The 22,657-nt window shown below is 65.4% G+C and carries 19 protein-coding genes, 1 tRNA gene and 1 other RNA gene; 6 read left to right on the forward strand and 15 right to left on the reverse strand.

The features are described 5' to 3' along the window. Positions 1-37 precede the first annotated feature (37 nt). Complete coding sequence (locus tag AMD14_RS09590; RefSeq protein ID WP_011051145.1) at positions 38-1,894, reverse strand: putative bifunctional diguanylate cyclase/phosphodiesterase; 1,857 nt, start codon at positions 1,892-1,894, stop codon at positions 38-40. Between the two features lie 81 nt (positions 1,895-1,975). Here AMD14_RS09590 and AMD14_RS23195 point away from each other — a divergent pair, with 81 nt between their 5' ends. Together AMD14_RS23195 and AMD14_RS09595 are read left to right on the forward strand one after the other, a co-directional pair. Beyond that, positions 1,976-2,137, forward strand: a complete 162-nt coding sequence (locus AMD14_RS23195; RefSeq protein ID WP_155400522.1) for a hypothetical protein — start codon at positions 1,976-1,978, stop codon at positions 2,135-2,137. Between the two features lie 203 nt (positions 2,138-2,340). Then, entirely contained in the window at positions 2,341-3,327 is a 987-nt protein-coding gene (locus AMD14_RS09595) for a cellulase family glycosylhydrolase (RefSeq protein ID WP_003481985.1), read from the forward strand. A 196-nt stretch (positions 3,328-3,523) separates the two neighbouring features. Here AMD14_RS09595 and AMD14_RS09600 read toward each other — a convergent pair whose 3' ends face one another. Next, positions 3,524-4,090 (reverse strand): response regulator transcription factor, encoded by a 567-nt coding sequence (locus AMD14_RS09600; RefSeq protein WP_003481988.1) that lies wholly within the window; start codon positions 4,088-4,090, stop codon positions 3,524-3,526. Next, positions 4,087-5,313, reverse strand: coding sequence for an ATP-binding protein (locus AMD14_RS09605; protein ID WP_003481990.1), 1,227 nt, complete (start codon positions 5,311-5,313; stop codon positions 4,087-4,089). The genes AMD14_RS09600 and AMD14_RS09605 overlap by 4 nt, the downstream gene beginning before the upstream one ends. A 354-nt stretch (positions 5,314-5,667) precedes the next feature. Here AMD14_RS09605 and ispG point away from each other — a divergent pair, with 354 nt between their 5' ends. From ispG to AMD14_RS23205, 3 genes are all read left to right on the forward strand, one after another. Beyond that, positions 5,668-6,933 (forward strand): flavodoxin-dependent (E)-4-hydroxy-3-methylbut-2-enyl-diphosphate synthase, encoded by a 1,266-nt coding sequence (ispG, locus tag AMD14_RS09610; protein ID WP_011051147.1) that lies wholly within the window; start codon positions 5,668-5,670, stop codon positions 6,931-6,933. Then, positions 6,914-7,645, forward strand: coding sequence for a phosphatase PAP2 family protein (locus AMD14_RS09615; protein WP_011051148.1), 732 nt, complete (start codon positions 6,914-6,916; stop codon positions 7,643-7,645). The genes ispG and AMD14_RS09615 overlap by 20 nt, the downstream gene beginning before the upstream one ends. Before the next feature lie 62 nt (positions 7,646-7,707). Continuing rightward, positions 7,708-7,785, forward strand: a non-coding RNA gene (locus AMD14_RS23205) — sX9 sRNA. A gap of 3 nt (positions 7,786-7,788) precedes the next feature. Here AMD14_RS23205 and AMD14_RS09620 read toward each other — a convergent pair. The 8 genes from AMD14_RS09620 to amaB form a co-directional block, all read right to left on the reverse strand. Beyond that, positions 7,789-9,072: an MFS transporter gene (locus AMD14_RS09620; RefSeq protein ID WP_005916265.1), complete on the reverse strand. Its 1,284-nt coding sequence runs from the start codon at positions 9,070-9,072 to the stop codon at positions 7,789-7,791. A gap of 194 nt (positions 9,073-9,266) precedes the next feature. Further along, positions 9,267-9,971, reverse strand: coding sequence for an aspartate/glutamate racemase family protein (locus AMD14_RS09625; RefSeq protein ID WP_011051149.1), 705 nt, complete (start codon positions 9,969-9,971; stop codon positions 9,267-9,269). 139 nt (positions 9,972-10,110) lie between these two features. Beyond that, positions 10,111-11,022 (reverse strand): DMT family transporter, encoded by a 912-nt coding sequence (locus AMD14_RS09630; RefSeq protein ID WP_011051150.1) that lies wholly within the window; start codon positions 11,020-11,022, stop codon positions 10,111-10,113. Further along, complete coding sequence (gene murB / locus AMD14_RS09635; RefSeq protein ID WP_011051151.1) at positions 11,016-12,068, reverse strand: UDP-N-acetylmuramate dehydrogenase; 1,053 nt, start codon at positions 12,066-12,068, stop codon at positions 11,016-11,018. The genes AMD14_RS09630 and murB overlap by 7 nt, the downstream gene beginning before the upstream one ends. Then, the gene (locus tag AMD14_RS09640) at positions 12,065-13,120 is read right to left on the reverse strand and encodes a quinone-dependent dihydroorotate dehydrogenase (protein ID WP_011051152.1); all 1,056 of its coding nucleotides are present in this window, start codon (positions 13,118-13,120) and stop codon (positions 12,065-12,067) included. The genes murB and AMD14_RS09640 overlap by 4 nt, the downstream gene beginning before the upstream one ends. 5 nt (positions 13,121-13,125) lie before the next feature. After that, entirely contained in the window at positions 13,126-13,893 is a 768-nt protein-coding gene (locus AMD14_RS09645) for a class I SAM-dependent methyltransferase (RefSeq protein ID WP_015472255.1), read from the reverse strand. Between the two features lie 2 nt (positions 13,894-13,895). Continuing rightward, positions 13,896-14,180 carry a DUF4190 domain-containing protein gene (locus AMD14_RS09650; RefSeq protein ID WP_005916283.1) on the reverse strand — a complete coding sequence of 95 codons (285 nt, stop codon included), beginning with the start codon at positions 14,178-14,180 and terminating at the stop codon, positions 13,896-13,898. 520 nt (positions 14,181-14,700) lie between these two features. Next, positions 14,701-16,233 (reverse strand): L-piperidine-6-carboxylate dehydrogenase, encoded by a 1,533-nt coding sequence (amaB, locus tag AMD14_RS09655; RefSeq protein ID WP_003482014.1) that lies wholly within the window; start codon positions 16,231-16,233, stop codon positions 14,701-14,703. Positions 16,234-16,370: 137 nt separating this feature from the next. Between amaB and AMD14_RS09660 the strand changes: the two genes are divergently transcribed. Beyond that, positions 16,371-16,447 (forward strand) — tRNA-Arg (locus tag AMD14_RS09660). 369 nt (positions 16,448-16,816) lie between these two features. Here AMD14_RS09660 and pgaD read toward each other — a convergent pair. From pgaD to pgaA, 4 genes are read right to left on the reverse strand one after another with little or no spacing between them, the layout of a single operon-like run. Further along, the gene (pgaD, locus tag AMD14_RS09665) at positions 16,817-17,263 is read right to left on the reverse strand and encodes a poly-beta-1,6-N-acetyl-D-glucosamine biosynthesis protein PgaD (RefSeq protein WP_003490761.1); all 447 of its coding nucleotides are present in this window, start codon (positions 17,261-17,263) and stop codon (positions 16,817-16,819) included. Beyond that, positions 17,260-18,513, reverse strand: coding sequence for a poly-beta-1,6-N-acetyl-D-glucosamine synthase (gene pgaC, locus AMD14_RS09670; protein WP_011051154.1), 1,254 nt, complete (start codon positions 18,511-18,513; stop codon positions 17,260-17,262). Before pgaC ends, pgaD begins: the two co-directional genes overlap by 4 nt. 3 nt (positions 18,514-18,516) lie before the next feature. After that, positions 18,517-20,415 carry a poly-beta-1,6-N-acetyl-D-glucosamine N-deacetylase PgaB gene (gene pgaB / locus AMD14_RS09675; protein WP_011051155.1) on the reverse strand — a complete coding sequence of 633 codons (1,899 nt, stop codon included), beginning with the start codon at positions 20,413-20,415 and terminating at the stop codon, positions 18,517-18,519. Beyond that, entirely contained in the window at positions 20,397-22,355 is a 1,959-nt protein-coding gene (gene pgaA / locus AMD14_RS09680; protein ID WP_015463095.1) for a poly-beta-1,6 N-acetyl-D-glucosamine export porin PgaA, read from the reverse strand. Before pgaA ends, pgaB begins: the two co-directional genes overlap by 19 nt. Positions 22,356-22,657 lie beyond the last annotated feature (302 nt).

Raw genomic sequence — 22,657 nt, forward strand, 5'->3', positions numbered from 1 at the left:
CACCGAGTGGTGGACGCGGTTGGTTTGTTGGCTGCGCCTAGACGCGCGCCGCGGCCAAGCTGGCGGCAAGCAGGTTGACCGGCGCGGCATGTTGCTCGTGCCACGGCGTTTCCAGCCAGGTTTCCAGCGCGGCGGCCGGCATCGGTTTGGCGATCCAGTAGCCCTGGCCTTCGTCGCAGCCCCAGGCGCGCAATTGCGCGTACGCCTCCGCCGATTCGATGCCTTCGGCGACCACGCGCTGGCCCAGACTGTGGCCAAGCTGGATCATCGCCGGTACCAGGGTGCGATCGGTTCGGCTGTCCGGCAGCGAGCGGATGAAGGATTGATCGATCTTCAACGAACTGGCCGGCAGCTGCTTGAGATAGCTGAAATTGCTGTAGCCGGTGCCGAAGTCGTCGATGGCGATATGCACGCCCAGCGCCGCAATGGCGGCCAGTTGTTCGGCCAGGTGATCGGGGTGGCGGATCATCGCGCTTTCGGTGAATTCGATCTCCAGCCGGCGCGGGTCCAGCTTGTGACGATCCAGGCCGCGCCGCAACAGGCCGGCAAAACCGGGGCGATCCAGATCGGCAGCCGACACGTTCAAGGCCAGGTTGAAGTCCAGGCCTTGCTGCTGCCAGCGCGCTGCCTGCGCAATGCCGTTGTCGATGACCCAGGCGGTAATGCGGTTGATCAGCGCAGTTTTCTCGGCCATCGGAATGAAATCCGACGGCATCACTGGGCCGATCATCGGGTGCTGCCAGCGCAGCAAGGCTTCCACGCCTACGCAGCGGTGGTCGTGCAGATCCACGCGCGGTTGAAAGTGCAGGCGCAGTTGGCTGGAGCTGTCCAGGGCAGCGGGCAGGGCGGCGAGCAGGCGGAAGGTGTTGCGCTGGGCGACATCGTGCTTGCGCTCGTACATGCTCCACGGCAGGCAGCGCTCGCGCGCGATATCCACCGCGGTGGTCAGTGAGCGGATGGTATCGGCGGCGCCGTAGCTGGACTGCAGCGACACCGCGCCGATCGAAGCCACCGCGGTATGCGGAATGCCCTGGTGTTCCAATGGCTCGGTGAACGCCTTGGAGACCTTGGTGCATAGCGTGGCCAGACGCTGGCCTTCCGCCTGGGCCAGGAAGCCGAAGGTCGTCGGGTCCAGCCGATACAGCAGGGTGCCGCCGGGCAGATAGGCCGCAAGGCGACGCTGCGCCAGGGCGATGTAGCCGTCTGCGTATTCCCAGCCCAGCGCCTTGACCATATCGCGGAAGTAGTCGCTGCCGCAGACATCGATGGCCACCGCCGTGGTCGCCGGCGCAGTGTCGCGTTGCGACAGCCAGGTATCCAGGTCTTCGCTAAAGCGCGAGCGATTGGGCAGCCCGGTCGGACCATCGCGGTAGGTGGTACTGCGCAGGTTTTCCACGCGCAGCACGGCCAAGTCGCGCAGGCCTTCCAGCTGCGTGATCGCAGCTTGATCCAGCCCTGGGCGCGGACTGGTGCCGATCACGCACAAGGTGCCGATGCGATGGCCGTCGCGCAGCTTCAGCGGTGCGCCGGCATAGAAGCGAATGAACGGCGGGCCCAGCACCAGCGGGTTGTCGCAGAAGCGCGGATCCAGTTGCGCATCCGGCACCACCATCACCTCGTCCGAGCGGATCGCATGCGCGCAGAACGCCTGGCTACGCGGCGTTTCGCGCGCTTCCAGGCCGATGCGCGCCTTGAACCACTGGCGGTGCTCGTCCACCAGCGAGACCACCGCAATTTCCGCGTCCAGGCTGCGCGCGGCCATCGCGGCCACGGTGTCGAACACCGGGTCTGGCGGCGAATCCAGCAGGCACAGGCCGCGCAGCACCTCGAGCCGGGTGGACTCGTCGAGCGTGGGCGGAAGAAGAGACTCGGCAGAGGCGGGCAGGGAAGGCATGTGCTCGTATCGGCCTGAAGCGTAATCCCTTGACCGGCGGTGGCTGGCTCCGTTCAGTTGCAGTACGGGACGCAGCACGCCTTGGAATTCATGAACGGTGCCGTCGCCGCGTCAGCCGTGCGCCGCACGCGATTCGACTGCGATCTGCGCGGCGCTGTCGCGGCCATGCGCCGTCTGCCGGAGCTGGAATGCGTGCCCACACCAACGCGCGTGGCGCATGTGTCCTCCGGTGACAGCGCCTAAATATCTCGCGTGCGCTGCCGATCACCTTTTGACCACAGCAGTGCTGACGCAACCATCTGCATCGCACACGCGACCAATGATCTTTAATCGATGTTTGCTTTTGTGATGTGCATTCGACTCATGGGTGTCACGAATCGACACAGTCTTCACCCGTGCTGTGAATCTCGCCATCGCGGTTTTGTCACTTCTATTTTGGAATCATCGTGAATTCATTGCTGTCCTTTGCACAACGCACGCTCCTGGTCGTCGCCGGTCTGGCCGCGTCGTCTGCCGCCCATGCAGGGCTCACGGTGTCCGGCACGCAGTTACGCGAGTCCAATGGCAATGCATTGGTGCTGCGCGGCGTCAACCTGCCGCATGCCTGGTATGCGGGCCGCACCGATGCGGCGTTGGCAGCCATCGCGGCCACCGGCGCCAACAGCGTGCGCGTCGTGCTCAGTTCCGGCTACCGCTGGACGCGCACACCGGAGGCCGATGTGGCCCGCATCATCGCGCGCTGCAAAAGCCTGGGCTTGATCGCCGTGCTGGAGGTCCACGACACCACCGGCTATGGCGAAGACACCGCCGCTGCGAATCTGGTCAATGCGACCAATTACTGGGTCGGCATCCGCAAGGCGCTGATCGGCAACGAAGACCATGTGGTCATCAATATCGCCAACGAACCGTTCGGCAACAGTCTTGCTGCCAGCGAATGGGTCAACGGCCATGCCACCGCCATCGCCACCTTGCGCAAGAATGGACTGACCCACGCCTTGATGGTGGATGCGCCCAACTGGGGCCAGGACTGGAAATTCTACATGCGCGACAACGCCGCTGTTCTGCTGGCGCGCGACAGCCGCCGCAACCTGATGTTCAGCGTGCACATGTACGAAGTGTTCGGCAGCGATGCCACGATCAACAATTACTTGCGCGCCTTCAACGATAAAAAGCTGGCGCTGGTGATCGGCGAATTCGGTGGGGACCATCGCGGTGCGCACGTGGACGAAGCGGCGATCATGCGCCGCGCGCGCGACTACAACGTCGGCTACATGGGCTGGTCATGGTCGGGCAACGACAGCAGTACGAAGTCGCTGGACATCGCGATCGGCTGGAATGCGGCACAACTGAGCACCTGGGGGCGCAACTTGATCCTGGGCACCGATGGCATCGCAGCAACCTCGCGTCGGGCGAGCGTGTTCGGCCCGCTGTGAGATTGAAGTCCTGCAGTCGGCGGCTGTAGTTTTCCGAAACGCATTGAAGCGCACTGCAAAGCTGTCGAACTGCGGCCCGTTGCGGGGCCGGTGCCGGCACCTGGGCGCGTGACACGCTCGCACGCTCGCACGCGCGTCCCTGCAGGCCCTCGCGCGGCATCCATGCTGCGTGGGGTCCGGCGACAGGGGGAGACGGCTAGCGTAACGGCCCAGGGCTCGGGCGCTTGGTCAGCTTGCGCTGCAGCGAGCGGCGATGCATGCCGAGCAGGCGCGCGGCCGCCGACACGTTGCCGCCGGTTTCGTGCAGCGCCTGCTGGATGTGCTCCCACTGCAAGCGGCTGAGCGGCGTCATCATTTCCTGCGCGCTTTCTTCTTCGTCCGGCTCTGGCAGGTCGTCATCCTCTTCGCCCAGCGCCCGCATGATGGTGGGGATATTGGCCGGCTTGGGCAGGTAATCATCGGCGCCGAGTTTGATCGCCTCCACCGCAGTGGCGATGCTGGCGTAACCGGTGACCAGCAGAATGCGCATGTCGGCACGGATCTCGCGCAGCGGCTGGATCAGGCTCAAACCGGAGTCGTGGCCGAGCTTGAGATCGATCAACGCAAAATCCGGCAACGCGCTGCGTGCCGTGGACAACGCACTGGCCGCATCGGTGGCGGTGAGCGTTTCCACGCCGCGGCGTGCAAGGCTGCGTTGCAGCGTGCGCAGGTACAAGGTGTCGTCGTCGACCAGCAGGCCGGTACGGATCGGGGGACTTGTCATGCGAGTGCCTCGTGGTCGGAGAGCGGCAGACGGAAACCGACGCGCGCGCCGCTGCCTTCGGCGGGCAGCATCCACAACTCGCCCTGCAGGCGTTCGACGGTGGCATGCGAGAGCGCCAGCCCGACGCCCATGCCGTCGTGCTTGCCGCTATTGAATAGCGTGCCCGGCAGCATCGCTTGCGCGGTGTCGAAGCCGGGTCCGTAGTCGCGCACTTCGCCGCTGAGATGGTCGTGTTCCACGCGCAGGGTCAGGTCGATCTGCGGGCGTCCGGCGCGTTCGCCGGCATCGGCGGCATTGTTGAGCAGCACCATCAGCAGGTGGCTGACGCCGGGCTGCAGCATCAGGCGCATTGGCGCGTCCTCGTTGCGGCGCAGCTCGATGGTGGGCCGCACCAGGCGCCATTGTTCCAGCACTTCTTTCACGGCCACCTCGCGGCTCAGATGGCCGTTGTCGGCAGGTGCTGCCAATGCCAGCACGCGCTCGTGGCACTGCACCAGCAGCTCGCGCAAGGTGTCCAGGTCCTCGCGCAATTCGCCCTGCTCGCACTGATCGGCGATGTCGTCCACCAGCAGGGTCATGGTGGCCAGCGGCGTGTTCAATTCGTGCGCCACCGAGGCCGCATGCGTGGCCAGCGCGACGATGCCTTCGTTGCGCGCAAAGCGCTCGCGCAAGGTCGAGATTTCGCGCTCGCGCTCGCGCATCGAAAGAGCCAGCCGTGTCGCGAACGCCAGCACCACCACGGTGGACAGCAGGAAGTTGGCCGCCATGCCCCACATGTGCAGGCTGAGCGGGTCGAAGCCGCCGTAGGGCAGCGGCAGACCGAACGCTGCGCTGATCACATAGCCGGCCACGCACGATGCCGCTACCGCCATCGCCCAGCTCAGCGGCAGCGCCAACGCGGCCAGCGCAATCAGCACCAGGAATAACGAGCCGAACGGGTTGGCGATGCCGCCGCTCCAGCCCACCATCCAGGTCAGCACGGTCACGTCGACCAGGATGTGGCCGAACTCGGTGGCCGGGCTGACTGCGCCGCGGTGCGCCACGCGCAGCTGCGCATACAGGTTGAAGACCGCCAACGCGGCCACGCCGGCCCACAGGGGTTGCTGCGGCAGGTTCAGGCCCATCAGCCCGGTCGCGACCAGGATGGTGGCGGCCTGGCCGGCAGTGGCCAGCCAGCGCAGGCTGCAGAGGGTCCGCAGGAAGGAAGCGTCGGAGCTGTTCATCACGGCAATGCTATGCGCTTGGAAAGACGGTGGCCTGCGACAAACCGTCGCATCGGCCTAGACCGTCGCATCGGCCTAGAGCGTGTTATGCACGTTGAGATGAAATGCGTTGGCCGTCAGCGGTGCGGCGCGCGCTCCGTGCCGCTACGGCCAACCCGCCGGGAAGCGCCCTGCGGCGCGCCGATACCGCGTTGCGTGCCTTGCCCAAGGCGGCCAAGCCTGGGCAGGCGCACGCCTTGTCTCGACGCGCCACAGGGCGCTTCGCACTCACCTCAACGTACATGACACGCTCTCCAGATCGGTGCGCATCCCGCTTCAGCTGTGAGCGCACGGCGGACAGGCTAAAATAGCCCGATGCATGACGCCGTGACCCGCCCAACCCCTCCCGCCGACGCCACCGCCTGGCCGCGCCGCATCACCCGGGCCGTCAAGATCGGCAGCGTGACCGTGGGCGGGGGCCATCCGGTCGTCGTCCAGTCGATGACCAACACCGACACCGCCGACATCGCCGGCAGCGTCAAGCAGGTCGCCGATCTGTGGCGCGCCGGCTCGGAAATGGTGCGCCTGACCGTCAACAATGCCGAGTCCGCTGCTGCCATTCCGCGCATCGTCGACAAGCTGCGCATGATGGGCATCGAAGTGCCGTTGATCGGCGACTTCCATTACAACGGCCATCAATTGCTCGCTGCCGAGCCGGCCTGTGCCGAGGCGCTGGCCAAGTACCGCATCAACCCGGGCAATGTCGGATTCGGCAAGAAGAAGGATCTGCAGTTCGGTCAGTTGATCGAGTTCGCCATCAAGTACGGCAAGCCGGTCCGGATTGGTGCCAACTGGGGCTCGCTGGACCAGTCGCTGGCAGCGCAGCTGATGGACGAAAACTCGCAACGCGACACCCCGTGGGACGCCGGCCGGGTGCTGCGCGAGGCGCTGATCCGCTCGGCGGTGGATTCGGCCGAGCGTGCGGTGGAGCTGGGCCTGCCGCGCGAGCGCATCATCCTGTCGGCCAAGGTGTCCGGCGTGCAGGAGCTGATCGCGGTATATCGGGACATGGCCAGCCGCTGCGATTTCGCGCTGCATCTGGGGCTCACCGAAGCCGGCATCGGCAGCAAGGGCATCGTGGCTTCGGCGGCGGCACTGAGCGTGCTGTTGCAGGAAGGCATCGGCGACACCATCCGTATTTCGCTGACCCCCGAGCCGGGGCAGTCGCGCACCCAGGAAGTGGTGGTGGCGCAGGAACTGTTGCAGACCACCGGCCAGCGCGCGTTTACCCCGATGGTCACCGCCTGCCCGGGCTGCGGCCGCACCACCTCCGAGTTCTTCCAGGAGCTGGCCGGCGTGGTGCAGAACCACGTGCGCGCCAAGATGCCGGAGTGGAAGATCACCAACCCCGGCGCGGAAAACATGACCCTGGCGGTGATGGGCTGCGTGGTCAACGGGCCGGGCGAATCGCGCCACGCCAATATCGGTATTTCGCTGCCGGGCACGGGCGAGGCACCGTCGGCGCCAGTGTTCATCGACGGCGAAAAGAGCGTCACCTTGCGCGGCGAAAACATCGCGTACGAATTCATCGAGTTGATCGATCAATACGTCGAACGCACCTATGTCCGCCGCGCCGGCTGAATCGCCGGCCGGGTTCAAGGGATGGTTGCGTAGCAATGCGTGGCGCATGGCGTTGCTGTTTGCCGGGGTGCTGCTCCCATTGGGCCTGTTCGTGGACCTGGCCGACGAAGTCCACGCGCTGGAAAATGTCTACTTCGACGAGCCGCTGCTGTGGAGCATGCGCAGCATCGCCACGCCGGGCCTGGATGCGTTCTTTGGCGCGATCTCCAAGGCCGGCTACCAGTACGGCGTGATTCCGGCCGATATCGCCATCGTGCTGGTGTTGCTGGTCTTGCAGCGCTGGCGCGAGGGCACGTTTGCCGCGCTGGGATTCGGTGGCTCGGCGCTGCTCAACATGGGCGCCAAGCAGTTTTTCCAGCGCGACCGCCCCAGCTTGTGGGAATCGATCGCGCCGGAGAGCACGTTCAGTTTTCCCAGCGGCCATGCGATGGGCTCGATGACGCTGGCAGCGGTGGTCATCGCGCTGGCCTGGAGCACGCGCTGGCGCTGGCCGGTGACCATTGTCGCCAGCGTGTTCGCGCTGCTGGTGGGCATCTCGCGCATCTACCTGGGCGTGCATTACCCGTCCGACATCCTGGGCGGCTGGTCGGCCGCGCTGGTGTGGGTGGTCGGGCTGTATCTGGTGATGTTCCGCGGCGCGCGGCGGCCGCATTGGCGCACGCCGGCTGGAACGGTAGTGGAGCAGCCCGGGCGCGTGCCGTTTTCCGATTGAGAGCAGCTAACAAAACCACTGCACAGCTGCCAGGCTGGCGTGACCGGTGTTCGGAATCGAGCAGGTACCACTCGAACACTCCGGATCTAGGCGCGTCGTCCACGCCCACCTGACGACTGCCCGCCCCGGTTTTTTTAGCCGCTCTACCAGCGACTGATACGCTCCCGTTGCGATAGCCGGGCGCCAACGATGGCGCCGATGGAAGCCAGCAAGATCACGTAGTACGCCGGCCCCATCGGGTGCAGCTTGAGCAGCATCACCACCAGCAGCGGAGTCAGGCCGCCGAACACGGCATAGCCCAGGTTGTAGGCGAACGACACGCCGGACAGGCGAACCACTGGTGGAAACGCCTCGACCATCACGCGCGGAATCGCCCCCAGCACGCCTAGCGCAGCGCCGAGCAGGGCATACAGCGGGAACAGCAGGTACGGGTCGCCCGCAAGGCGGTAGAACAGCCATGCGCTGACGCCCAGAAGCACGCTGCCGGCCAGCAGCACACGCCCATTGCCCCAACGATCCGACAGTGCCCCGGCCACCACCGAGCCGACCGCCTGCAGCAGCACTGCCAGGAGATTGGCCTGCAACGCCACCGGTGACGGGTAGCCGTATGCGCTCTGCAGCAGCGTAGGTGTCATCAGCGACACCACCAGCACTGCAGCGGCGATCACCCAGGTCAGCCATAGCGACATTGCCAGACTGCGCGGGTGATCGCGCAGTACCACCTTCAATGGTGTTTCGCGTGCCAGCGCGCGCATGGCAACCAGTTCGGCGAACACCGGCGTTTCATGTAGCCAGCGCCGCAAGTACACCGACAGCAGCCCGAAGATGCCGCCGGCCAGAAACGGCAGGCGCCAAGCGTACTCGGCGATTTGGTCCGGAGAAAACGCACGATGCAGTGCGCCTGCACTCAGCGAACCAAGCAGCACGCCGGCAGCCAGGCCAGCGGTCAAGGTGCCGCAGGCCAGCCCTGTGCGCCGCGCCGGCACGTGCTCTGCCACGAATACCCATGCACTGGGAACTTCGCCACCGATGGCGGCACCCTGCAGCAGGCGCATCGTCAACAGCAGCAGCGGTGCGGCCACGCCGATCTGCGCGTAAGTCGGCAGCACGCCAATGGCCAATGTAGGCAGTGCCATCAATCCGATGCTCAGCGCGAACATGCGCTTGCGGCCAAGCAGATCGCCGAAGTGGGCCATCACGATGCCGCCCAACGGGCGGATCAGGTAGCCGGCCGCAAAGATGCCGAATGTCTGCAGCTGCCGCGTCCACTCCGGAATGCCTGGCGGAAAGAACAGCTCGCCCAGCACCTTCGCGAAAAAAATGAAGATGATGAAGTCGTAGAACTCCAGCGCACCGCCCAGCGCGGACAAGCCCAGCGTCTTGTAATCGCTGCGGGTGAGCTGCGTTGGTGGGGCATGGGTCGTCATGCAGTCGTATCCTGTCGCGGGTGGCGCGCATTGCCATTGACGCCTGCTGATGCGCCGAGCAGGCAATGCTAGCTGCCGGGCGGGGCCGTCGCTACGCCGTTTTCGGCGATGAAATGCCGATGGCACCTATCAGGCCTGGTGCGAGCACGCCTGCGGGCGTCGGTTGCCGCACGCGTCCGGGCCTTCGCTGCGAATCAGCCGGACACGCTCGCCAGCGCCGCTGCCTCGGCGTGCAGTGCGGTGGTGTCGAACAACGGCAGTTGCGCATCGGTGCTGCTCACCAGCAGCGAAATCTCGGTGCAGCCCAGGATGATCGCTTGCGCACCGTGCTGGCCGAGTTCGTTCATGACCTGGCAGACGTATTCGCGCGATTCGGGCTGGATCACGCCCTGGCAGAGTTCGTCGTAGATCACGCGATGCAGCTGCGCGCGTGCTTCGGCCGGCGGCACCAGCACGTCCAGGCCACGTGCCTGCAGGCGCTGGCGATAGAACGGCTGCTCCATGGTGAAGCCCGTGCCGAGCAATCCGATCCGGCTGAGGCCCGCTGCGACGAGCGCGTCGGCGGTGGCATCGGCGATATGCAGCAGCGGCAGTGGCGTCGCGGCGGTAATCGCGTCGGCAACGCAGTGCATGGTGTTGGTGCACAGCACGATGAAGTCGGCGCCTGCTGCCTGCAGCGCACGCGCGGCGGCTGCCATCGCCTGGCCAGCGCCATCCCAATCGCCGGCGTGCTGCAGTCGCTCGATCTCGTGGAAATTGACGCTATACAGCAGCAGTTTCGCCGAATGCAGGCCGCCGCATGCATGGCGGACGCGCTGATTGATGATGCGGTAGTAGGGCAGCGTGGATTCCCAGCTCATTCCACCGATCAAACCGATCGTTTTGCTTGGAACCGGCATGCGAACTCCATGACAGGACAGCGGATGAGGTTGCACAGCGACGGCACGCAGCGTGCGTTGCGCTTGGGGACTGAAGTGTATGTCGGCGGTCCCGACCGGATACGTTCCCGATCGCGCTCCGGCAGCTCAGGATCTCGGCTCACTCGCCCGGCTTGGCGCCTTCCACCGGTGCGTGCGTGGCGGCGCGGCGTGCCAGCACGGTTTCGCGATGGGCGATATAGACGTTGGCACCGATGATGATGGCCGCACCGATCACGGTGTGGCGTTCGATCGCCTCGCCGAACAGCCACCAACCCAGCAGCGCCACCAACGGCAGTTGCATGAAGCTGATCGGCTGCAGCGCAGAGACTTCGCCCAGCTTGAGTGCGCGCGTCCAGAACAACTGCCCGGCGGTGCCGAAGATGCCAGTGGCCACCAGCCATACCCAGCCGATGCCCTGCGGCCATGTCCATTGGAACAGCGCCGGGATCAGCGACATCGGCACCCAGAACACGTAGGTGTAGAACACCACCGTGTCGGAGTCGTCGCTGCGCGAGAGCTGTTTGATCTGGATCGCGACGATGGCGCTGATGACCGCAGCCAGCAGCGCAATCAGCAAGCCGGGCGTGAACGTGGACGAGCCCGGCCGCAGGATCACCAGCACGCCGATAAAACCGGCCGCCACCGCCAGCCAGCGCCGCAGCCGTACCTGCTCATGCAGCCACACCACTGCCAGCACCGTGACGAATAACGGCGTGGAGTAGGAGAGCGAGATGGCCTGCGACAGGGGTAGATGGCCGATCGCCCAAAACCCGCACAGCATCGAGGCCAGGCCGATCAAGGTACGGGCGAAGTACTGCGGCAATTGCCGCGTGCGCGGCAGCGGCTTGCCCGGCCGCAGGATCAACGGCAACAACGCCAGCAACCCGAACGCATTGCGGAAAAATGCGATCTCGGCGGTGGCAATGGTGCTCGAGGCCAGGCGGATGGTGATTGCCATCAGCCCGAAGGCGACGGTACTGGTGAGCATCCACAGCGCGGCTCGCCGCGCAACCTGCGCTGGCGTCACCAATGCGCCCCGATGATGCGCGGTTCCGGCTCCAGAATCACCGAATAGCGCTCGCGCACCGACTCGGCGATGCGTCGTGCGAAATCCAGCAACTGCGCGCCCGTGGCGGTGCCGTAATTGACCAGCACCAGCGCATGGTCGGGCGACACGCCGGCGTCGCCTTCGCGCTTGCCCTTCCAGCCGCATTGCTCGATCAGCCAGGCGGCCGACAATTTGCCCTGGCCGGCATGCTCGCCCGGATACACCGGCATGTCGGCAAAGCTGGCCTGCAACGCGGCAATCTGTTCGCTCGGCAGCAATGGGTTCTTGAAGAAACTGCCTGCATTGCCCAGCACATCCGGGTCCGGCAGCTTGCGGCGACGGATGTTGATCACCGCCTGCGCCACATCGGCCGCGCCTGCCAGCTCGGCGCCCATGCTTGCCAGTTCCTCGCGAATGCCGGCGTAGTCCAGCCGCAGTTCGTGCAGCAGCGGTAGATTGAATTCCACCGCCACGATCAGATAACGCTCGGGCTGCTGCTTGAACACGCTGTCGCGGTAGCCGAACGCGCAGTCGGCCGCATCCAGCCGCACGAACTGCTGGCTATGCCGGTCGAAGGCCTCCACCACGTGGATGAAGTCGCCTACCTGCGCGCCGTACGCACCGATGTTCTGGATCGGGCAGGCGCCCACGGTGCCCGGAATCAAAGCCAGGTTCTCCAGCCCCGACAAGCCCTGCTGCAGCGCGTACAGCACCAGCGCATGCCAGTTCACGCCGGCGCCGGCCCGCACGATGGCGTGGTCGGCACGGTGCGCGATGATGGAGGTCTCGCGGTTGTCGAAACACAGCACGCAGCCTGGCGGATCGCCGGCCAGCAAGACATTGCTGCCGCTGCCCAGCACCAGCAACGGTTGTCCGGCGATCTCGGGCGCAGCCAATGCCTGCGGCAATGCCTCAGGCGCTTGGACATTGAGCAACCAGCGCGCGGTGGCTTCGACATGGAAGGTGTTGAGCGTACGCAGCGGCGCCTGTTCGCTCAGCTGCCAGCCTGTCTGCACTGCATCGCTCATAATGGCGACACCGCACCGCCGCTGGGTGCTTCGCGGCGGCGTCGGATGGCGTTGACGCATTCGCCGATGAGCTGCGGGCCGCGATATACCAACCCGCTGTAGCACTGCACCAGGCTCGCACCGGCTGCCATCTTGGCCACCGCATCGGCGCCGGAGTTGATGCCGCCCACGCCAATCAACGGAATCGATTCGGGCAGGCGCGCGCGCAGGCGCCGCAGCACCAGCGTGGATTGCCCCAGCAGCGGCGCGCCGGACAGACCGCCGGCTTCGGCAGCTAGCGGGTGATTGGCCACCAGCGTGCGCGTCACCGTGGTATTGGTGGCGATCACGCCATCCACCGCCAGGTCGGCCAGCACGCGTGCGGCGGCATCGATGTCGCGGTCGTTGAGGTCCGGCGCCACCTTGACCAGCATCGGCACACGTTTGCCGTGTTGCGCGCTTAGCGCTTCCTGGGTTTCGCGCAAGTCGGAAATCAGGCGGCGCAGCGATTGTTCTTCCTGCAACTCGCGCAAGCCTGCGGTGTTGGGCGAGGAGATGTTGACCGTGATGTAGTCGGCCAGCGGATACACGCGCTCCATGCAGTAACGGTAGTCGCTGGTGGCCTCTTCGTTGGACGTGTCCTTGTTCTTGCCGATGTTGATGCCGAGCAGGCCTCCCGTGCGGCGTGCGCGCTGCACGTTGGCCACCAGCGCATCCACGCCCAGGTTGTTGAAGCCCATGCGGTTGATCACCGCCTGGTATTCCGGCAATCGGAACATACGTGGCTTCGGGTTGCCCTCCTGCGCGCGCGGCGTCACCGTGCCGATCTCGACAAAGCCGAAGCCCAGCGCAAACAACGCATCGATGTGCTCACCGTTCTTGTCCAACCCGGCACCCAGCCCGACCGGGTTGGGGAACATCAGGCCGAAAGCCGGGGTGGGCAGCGGCACCGGGCGCCTGGCCAGCAACGCCGTGGTGCCGGTGCGGTAGGCGGTGTCGATGGAGCGCAACGCCAGCGCGTGGGCGCGCTCGGCATCCAAGGAAAACAGGAAGGGGCGGGCGAGCGAATACATGCGGGTCAGTTCAATCTCCCGGCGAACACGCGGGTTTGGTATTGGAAGTCGATCAGCCCATCGTGCGCATACGCATCGAACAACGTGCGTAGCGCGGCGAGCATCGGGGCATGACGTGGGTCGTGCGCAAGCGGGGCGTACGAGGACGATAGCAGGCGGCCGCGCAAGCTCTCGAAATCCAGCCGCTGCACATTCGGGAAGCGCGCCATTGCGCGGAAACCCTCGCCGAACCACGCCTGCATGGTGGCATCGTCCTGATACCGCTCGGCCACTGCGGAATAGTCGGTGCCGTAATCCAGCAGCAACTGCTCGTAGCCGCGCAGGAACGCGGTGCTGTCCAGTTCGCGCGAATTCCAGTACACCACCGCCAGCCCACCGGGTTGCAGGATGCGCGCCCATTCGTCGCGCACGGCCTGCATGTCGAACCAGTGGAAGGCTTGTGCCGCAGACACCAAGCCCACGCTGGCATCGGCCAGCCCGGTGGCTTCGGCGGTGCCGTCGATCGCCTGAAACTTGGGAAATTCCGCCAGCCACTGCAGCGCCGCTTCGCGCATGGCCTGGTTGGGCTCCACCGCCGTCACCGCATATCCGGCTTCCAAAAACAGGCGGCTGGAAATGCCGGTGCCGGCGCCGATGTCGGCCACTGCCGTTGCGGGCGTCACGCCGAGTTCTCCGTGCAGCCAGCGCAGCAACTGCGGCGGGTAACTGGGCCGGTAGCGCACATAGGCCGCCACGCGATCGTTGAAGCGCTGGGCGGAGGAGGGCGTGGCCATGCTCAACTGTTGGCGGCCGCAAGCCAGGCCATGCCGCCGAAGAACAGCAGGAAAAACGCGATTCCCACGACCCAGAGCGCCACCGCCAGCCAGCCCATGATGAGGCCGCCGATGGCCAGGCCGTCGCCGTCCAGGCCATGTGGATTGCGGCGGATTTCCGCGCGGGCCAGATGCCCGGTAATGATGGCGCAGATGCTGCCCAGGAACGGGATCAGCGTCCAGCCGAGAATGCCGGCAACCAGGCTGACGATCGCCATGGCGCTGGTCTGTCGAACGACAACGTTCATCATGAACTCCTTGAAAAAGGCGGGCAGCCGAAGGCTGGCGTTGCACGATTATCCCAGAGCCGTCGGGCAAAAGGCGTGCCGTTTGCGGCCAAACGTCGTTGCGGGGCTGGTTTTGCGGGCGGGACCGGCTCCAATCGCCGCTCGTGCGGGCAGGGCATGGTCGGTCATGCCGGTCGAGACGCGTCCTGCAGTTCGCTGGCCTTCGGTGGTGCCGACCGGGCGCCGTGCGGGTCGGCGGGTTCGAGCCGGGCCGGTGCCATGTGGCGACTGCGTTGTGCCACCGGGGCGAACGCTCCGCCTCGCGCAGACGTGGCGTACTTGCACAGAGCCGGATTGCTGAGCGTCGCCTGCAGCCGCCGAGTCTTCACTGGCTGCCACTGCCACTGCTGCCGCTGCCGCTGCCGCGAAAGCGAGAACCGCCGGGTTGCGTGCGTCGGGTACGCCACGACGGCCGTTGCAGCAGGCCCGTTGCGACCACGCAGCGCGCCGAGCATGTGCCCGGCGCGCCATGCAACCTCGATCAAAGATCGAACTTGATGCCCTGTGCCAGCGGCAACGAATCGGAGTAGTTGATGGTGTTGGTCTGGCGACGCATATAGACCTTCCACGCATCCGAGCCGGACTCGCGCCCGCCGCCGGTTTCCTTCTCGCCGCCGAACGCACCGCCGATCTCCGCACCCGAGGTACCGATATTGACGTTGGCGATGCCGCAATCGCTGCCCGCCGCCGACAGGAACTTCTCGGCCGCCTTCAGGTTCTGGGTGAAGATCGACGACGACAGGCCCTGCGGCACGCCGTTCTGCAGCTCGATCGCCTCATCCAGCGTGCTGTACTTCATCACGTACAGGATCGGTGCAAAGGTCTCGTGCTGCACCACCGCGTCGCTGTTCTGCAGCCCCGTGACAATCGCCGGCAGCACGAAGTTGCCCGGGCGATCGATCGCCGTGCCGCCCACTTCGACCGTGCCGCCGGCCGCCTTGGCCTTGGCGATCGAGTCCAGGAACTGCGCAACGGCGCCCTGGCTGTTGAGCGGGCCCATCAGGTTTGCCGGGTCGGTCGGGTCGCCGATCTTGCTGTCGAGCTGCTTGTACGCCTTGACCAGCGTTGCCAGTACGGTGTCGTAAATGGAGGCGTGCACGATCAGCCGGCGGGTGGTGGTGCAGCGCTGCCCGGCAGTGCCGACGGCGCCAAACACGATGCCCGGGATGGCCAGCTTCAGGTCGGCGGTTTCGTCCAGGATGATGGCGTTGTTGCCGCCCAATTCCAGCAGGCAGCGGCCCAGACGACGGGCGACTTTCTCTGCCACCACGCGGCCGATCTGGGTCGAACCGGTGAAGCTGATCAACGGCACGCGGGTGTCTTCGACCAGCTTCTCCGACAGCGCCGTGCCGGCATCGTTGATCAGGAAGAAGATGTCCGGGAAGCCGGCATCCTTCAGTGCCGCGTTGCAGATCTTCATCGTGGCGATCGCGGTCAACGGCGTCTTGTTGGAGGGCTTCCAGATGCAGATATCGCCGCAAATCGCAGCCAAAAACGCATTCCACGCCCATACCGCCACCGGGAAGTTGAACGCACTGATGATGCCCACCAGGCCCAGCGGCTGGTACTGCTCGTACATGCGGTGGCCGGGGCGCTCCGAATGCATGGTGTAGCCGTACAGCATGCGGCTCTGGCCCACGGCGAAGTCGGCGATGTCGATCATCTCCTGCACTTCGCCGTCGCCTTCGGGCTTGCTCTTGCCCATTTCCAGCGCCACCAGCGATCCCAGCGCATCCTTATGCGCACGCAGCGCCTCGCCACATAGGCGTACGGCTTCACCACGGCGCGGTGCCGGCGTGGTCCGCCACACCTTGAACGCGGCCTGCGCACGCTGCACGATCAGCTCGTAGTCTTCCGGCGTGGTGGCCTGCACCTCGGCGATCACCGCATTGGTGGTCGGATTGAGCGGCTGCAGCACCCCGGCGCCAGTGGCCTGCGACCAGGTCGCCTCGCCAAGATAGGTGCCGGAATTGGACGCAGCGAGGTCGAGCGCCTTGAGCAGGTCAGCGGACATGGGATCTCCTGGAAACAGTGGCGGTCGTGGTGGCAGAGCCACCCGCAACACGGTAGCCGCCGATTTTAGCAGGCTCCGCCGGCCGCCTACCGCCACCGGCTTGGCAATCGCAACGATCATGCGACAATGCCGCCCTTGGCCCCGTAGCTCAGCTGGATAGAGCGTCCCCCTCCTAAGGGGAAGGTCGCCCGTTCGAATCGGGCCGGGGTCACCAGATCGAGGTCGGCAATTCTCAGGGCCGCTTCTCACTTGCGCAGCCGCCGGATGCCGTGCCTCATGCGCATGTCTGCAGACTGTACTCATCAGGTTGCGTGACACATGGCTGACTGACACCGGATATCTGCCGACCGATCTAGCCTCGATTCTCATCCGCGCTCAGGCAGCGCCGGGCGGGGGATCAGCCACAACTCCCCAGAACCCCGCAATTCTAATGAGTCAGATTTGAACGGGCTGCTCAAAAATTTGCAGCGGGCTTGGCAGTGGCAGCCTCACAACCTTCAAGCTTGACCAGTGTTCGTAAACGAAGGCCTGCCTGCGCAGGCCTGCCACGTGGTCTTCCACCGGCCCTCGAATACTGCGTCTGTTACCGATGCCGCACCACCCGCACCGCCACCGGTCGTGCAAACTTGTCCATCGCCACCGAGGAGATGCGGCTATGCCGCAGCAGGGTGCCGAGTTGTTCGGTGGCGCCCAGGCGCTGGTCGACGTCGGGTTCGGCGACGGTGCGCGGACGCCTGCGCTTGTCGGCGTTGACGAAGCGTAGGCGGTTGTATTCGGCCCAGCCAACCGTGGTGATCGCGCTCATCAAGGCGATTACCGGTAGGGAGCCCAAAGCGAACGGGTCCAGCGCGTTGTGTTGCAGATAGAGCTCGGTGTAGGCACTGCGCAGGCCGAAAAACCAGGCGATCAGCGTTGCCAGTGGTGCCCACAGATAGAAGTAGACCATCCATGCGCCGGCGGTGGCGGCGCCGTAGGCGAGGCGGCGCGAGCGGCCGAGGCGTTGCGGCAGGTTGATGATGGGTGGGGTCATTGGATTCCTCGGTCGGGGCTTTTCCAGCGAGCGCGCTTGTTGCGGCGCGCGAGCAGGGCACGTGGGAAGGCGATGACGGCGGTGAGCATGCCGATCATCCAGAACGCGGCCGGGTACCAGATCACCCAGAAGAACTGGCGGGCCAGGCCTTTTTCGTAGCGGCGTTCGATCATCAGGCTGGTGGCGAACTGCAGCAGGCAGACCACGGCCAGCACCAGGCCATGCCAGCGCGGCAGGATGGTGTCGACATACAAGGCCGGCGGCAGCGCAATGAACTTGCCGAGCAGCCACAGCACGATGATGAGCAGCATGGTGTACGCCCAGGCCAGGCTCAGCGCGTATTCCAGCAGCACCGCCCACATACGCCGGCTGCGCCATGCCAGCGCACGGCGGCCGTGGCTCAGCAACACCTCGACACCGCCGCGCGCCCAGCGCAGGCGCTGCATCCACAGGCCGCGAAAGGTTTCCGGCATCAGGATCCAGCACAACGCATTGGGTTCGTAGCGGATATCCCAGCCGTCCAGCTGCAGACGCCAGGAGATGTCGATGTCCTCGGTCACCATGTTGTCGGACCAGAAGCCGACGTGATGTAGCGCCGAGCGACGGAACGCGCAGATCACACCAGACACGGTAAACAGCCGCCCGTACACGCGTTGCGCGCGCTTGATCAGCCCGACGATGGCGGAAAATTCGCCTACCTGCATGCGGCCCATCAGTGTGGTGCGGTTGCGCACGCGCGGGTTGCCGGTAACGCCGCCCACGCGTGGGCCGGCGATCAGGTGGCCGACCATCCAGCGCGTGGCGTTCGGGTCCAGGATTGCATCGGCGTCCACGCACACCAGATAGTCCGAGCGCGCGGCCAGCGTGCCGACGCGCAACGCGTTGGCCTTGCCGTGGTTCTGCTCCAGATGCACCACGCGCAGGCGCGGGTGGTGGTGGGTGAGGTCGTCGAGTACTTCGGCAGTGCGGTCGGTGCTGCCGTCGTTGATGGCAATGATCTCGAAGTCTGCGTACTGCTGCGCGCTCATCGCCGCGATGGTTTCGGCAACGTGCTTGGCCTCGTTGTAGCAGGGCATCAGGATCGAGACGAACGGCTCGCTGGCCATCGGCGGTGGCTTGGATGGCCTGTGCGTGCCGCGCTCACGGCGCAGGTAGTAGTAGATGCCGCCGATCATCCAGAAGAACGCCATGATGATCGGGTAATAAAACGCAAAGTTGAACAGGGCGGCCAGTAGGAGGCTGGTCGTCATCGGTCATCGCTCGAGATAGGGGAATTGGCGAGCCGAGATGGCTTCGCGCGCTTCGGGCAGAAACGGATGACCACCGATGAAATCGTCGGGGTAATACGCCAGATGACGCACGCCGGCTGCCAGCAGCAGCTTGCTGTGCGCGAGCAACACTCCGTCGGGCAGCGGTTTGCCGCTGCGCCAGTCGAACGTCTGCAGTTCGAAGATGGTCTTGTCGAAACCGCGCGGCTGTTGGCCGACGCGTGTGGCCAGCTGCGTGAGCCAGGCATTCGCGTCGTTGGCTTGCTCCATGTACGGCATCGCCATCAGCGCGGTGTAGTCGTACGCGCTGGCAAAGGCCTCCAGACGCTGCGCGAACCAGGCCTCGCTGTGCGGTTCCAGCACCGGCTGTGCGAACAGATTGCGCACCGTCACCAGCTTCGGCCGCCAGCGTTCGGCGGCGGCTTTCAGTTCCTGGGTGAAGCCGATCAGTTGCTGCGTGCGCTTGGCCGGGTCGCCATTGCCGTAGGCCGGTATTTCGTCGTCGCGCAGGTAGGCATCGTCATGGAACAACAGACCTTCGAAGTAGGTATTGGCCGCGAGGTCTTCGTAGATGTCTGCCACCAGCTGGCGGGTGCGCGGGTTGCCTGGATCCAGGCGCGGCACATCCTTGGGGTCGTTACCATGAATCTGCAATGCGGCTTGTTGCTGCGCGTCGGGCAGATGGAAGCCGAGCACCGGCAACCAGGCGAAGACACGTACGCCGGCACGCGTGCGCAGCTGCCAGGCGACACGCCCGAACAGATCCGCGCGCATCGGGAGATGGCGGTTGGGGAAATACAGCGCATCTGCAGCGCCATCCCCATCCGGGTCGGCAAAGGCTTGCAAGAACACATGGCTGGGGCCGATGTCCTTGACGCGCTGTACCAGCACATCGAGGTTGCGCTCCAGCTGTGCCGGGTCCGGGTCGTAGACATAATCCAGATCGACCTGGATCGCACGCACGCCGTCACGCGACAGATCACGCCGCAGTTCGCCAGCGAGATCGCGTACGTCGGGATTGTTGAACAGCAGCAGGCGGCCCAGGCTGGCCAACGATTGACCATCTACACGGTCGCGACCCTGCTGGCCGATATCGGCCTCGTGCGAGCGGCCTTCCAGGTCGAAGCTAAGCGTCATGCCCAGGCGCGCGGCGATCTCGTTGCTGGCGCGGTTGTAGGCAGCGTAAGGCCACACCATGGCGCGCGGCGGTTTGCCCAGATGCGCCACCATTGCGTCGCGACTATGGCGTAGATCGGTCTCGATCCGCTGACGATAATGCGCTTCGCTTTCGTACCCGTTGCCGACATCCCAGCGCCGCGTGACCGCTGCCGGGGTTTCATTGCCGAACGGATTGCCCGGGATACCTTTATGCAGGTCATCGCTGTGCGACCCGATTTCGACCAGGCCGCTGTCCTGCATCTCGCGCAACTGTGCCCAGGTGACGAAATCGTCGCGGGTGAAATCGCGCGGGCCATAGGGCACGACCTGACCAGCCGGCAGTTCCACCCAACTGGTCACCGGTGCGACCAGCGCCGGATAGCCGTAGGCCTGCAGCAACGGGAACACCCGTGTATAGACACTGCGCAAGCCATCGTCGAAGGTCAGCAGCACCGGCCGCGAGGGCAGGTCACGCTTGCCGGCACGTGCATCGAGCACCTGTTGCACGCTGACCGGGTGGTACGCATGCGAGCGCAGCCAGTCCAGATGCGCGGCGAAATTGCTGGTGGACACCGCATAGCGATCGGGGTCGCCCTTGGCGGCGACGTCGTCGCGAATATCGTGGTAGCTGAGCACGAGCAGGCCCGCCTGCGCCGACGAGGCAAACGTCATCAGCAACAATGCGACCAGCAGCAGCGGCAGGCGGATCACGGCGTACCTCCCCATCGGAAATCAAGGTCCAATCCAAGTTGTTGTTCGCGCTGGCCGTCGTAGACCGGGCGCGACCAACTCACGCCGTAGCTCAATGCGCTGCCATCGCCCAGCGACCACAGATGGCGATAGGCAAGCGCAGGTACCCAGCGGCTGCCGAAGCCGGACTGGTAGGTCGGCCCGGCAGTCACTTCCAATCGCTGCCGAAACGCGTCGTCGTACCGGCGCCAGCCGATCTGTTCGATCCGTACGCCGGCGGCAACTGCAGAGCTATGGCGTGGATTGAAGTAATCGACCGCGCGGTCGTCTTCGGCGCGCCCGGCCGAGGCGGCGAACAGCCCATCGACCAGGACATGCGGGTTGGCCCACAGGCGTTGGCTACCGAAAAGATCCAGCTGATCGCGTCGATTGCCGTCGCTATAACGCAACTGGCGTGCCTGCAGTTCCCACCGGCTTTCGTCGCTGGGCGTCCAGCGCACGGCAGCACCGATGCTGTCGCCGGTGATGCCCAGGCGGCGCGCCTGCAGCGAGGCCTCCGGGTCGCGTGTGCGCCAGGCGACGCTGCCATACCACGCATCGGAAAAGCGCCAGCCGGCATCCAGCGCCCAGGCAGTGCCGTCGCGATCGAAATCATCCAGGGCGCGGCCGCCGTACGCGCTGAAATCCAGGCGGTCGTAGCGGTAATGCGCACCCAGCCAGAAGCTGCGGTAACGCACGCGGGTGGCCTGGAAATCCGCCCAGTCATCGCGCGCGCGCAGGCCCACCCGCCAACGCTCGCCGAGTAACGGCGATTCGGCTTCCAGCAGCGAACTGCCGAAGTGATTGCCGAGCGGCGAGGTGCTGTTGGTCAGCGTGTCATTCTCGCTGCGTCCCCAGGCATGGCTCAGGTGCACCTGCCAGCCTCGTTGACGTTCCAGCGATGCGCCAAGCCGTTGCAGGCCGGCGTCGTCCGGATACTCCTGTTGCAGCGACGCGAACGCGGCATCCGCAAGATCCAGGCGATCAAGATCGCGTTGCGCTTCCACCACGCCGCTGCGCGCCTGTTTCTGATGCGGATCCAGCGTCAACGCCATCCGATTGCGCTGCAGTGCCTGCATGGTCTGGCCGCGACGCGCTTCGATCGATGCCAGTGCCGCTTGTAGCTCGGCATTATCCGGGCCAATGGCCGCACGCTCGCGCAGCAATGCCTCCGCACCGCGATTATCGTTGGCCGCAGAACGTGCGGTAGCCAGCGCGATATCGGCGCTGAAGCGGTCCCAGTTTTCGTAACCGCTGGTGGCACCTTCCCGGCGCGGCCATGGGGCTTGCGTGGCGGCCAGGGATTCGAATAGCGGCATTGCTTCGTCGAAGCGTTCCTGCTCCAGCAATGCGTAGCCCAGCAGCAATTGCGTATTGAAGTCGTTCGGTGAGTGCTGCAATGCTTGACGAAGCACGCTTTCCGCTTCGGCAGGGCGGCGCAGCCCCATCAGCGAATCGCCCACCGTCGGCAGCACGTATGCCGGCACATCGACGCCTTCGGCACGCAGCGCCTGATAGTTGGCGATCACATCGCGGTGCCGCTGGCGTTGATTGAGCGCGACCAGGCTGTCCACGCGCAATCGTGTCGCTTCCCAGGCAGCCTGTGGAGGCGCGTCGCGCTGGATGCGGGCTGCATTGGCCAGCGCCTGATCGGTCTCGGCATAGCGATGCGTAGCATCCACCGGCTCGGCGCTGGCCCAGCCGATCATGCGTGCGACGCGGTCGTTATCCAGGCGCTCGCGTTCCTGCTGCGAAAACCAGTTCGGATGCCGCCACATCGCCTCGGCCGCGAGTTGCGCGCTGCCGAGGTCGCTGAGCGTGAGCGCGCGCATCGTGTAGGCGCCTCTATCGCGTGGGTCGGCATGCAAGACCCGCTCGTAGATGGCCAAGGCGTCCGCGTAGCGTTGCCGGCCGCGAAATTGCTCGGCCTGCTGCATGGGGGTGAGGGCAGTGGAGGCACCAGACACGTCCGCAGACCGCACTTCGCCGCTGTGCGCCTGTGGCACACATGCGGTGAACAAAGCGAGGCTGAGCAGAGGAGTGAGTGCGCCTGTACGGTCAGGACGACCGCGCTGCACGTGATTGCGTGAACAGGGGGAGGGGGAGATTCACGAGCGATCCCGGCTATGAAGTCCGGCGATACTGGGTATGCCGCAGTAAAGAGCATGTCATCACAATGTGGATGAGATGTTCATTGCTTCAGTTTGTTTGGCCTGGAACTGGTCTTGCCGTTTGAATG

This window comes from Xanthomonas citri pv. citri (genome assembly GCF_000961215.1).
Classification (GTDB): Bacteria; Pseudomonadota; Gammaproteobacteria; order Xanthomonadales; family Xanthomonadaceae; genus Xanthomonas; species Xanthomonas cissicola.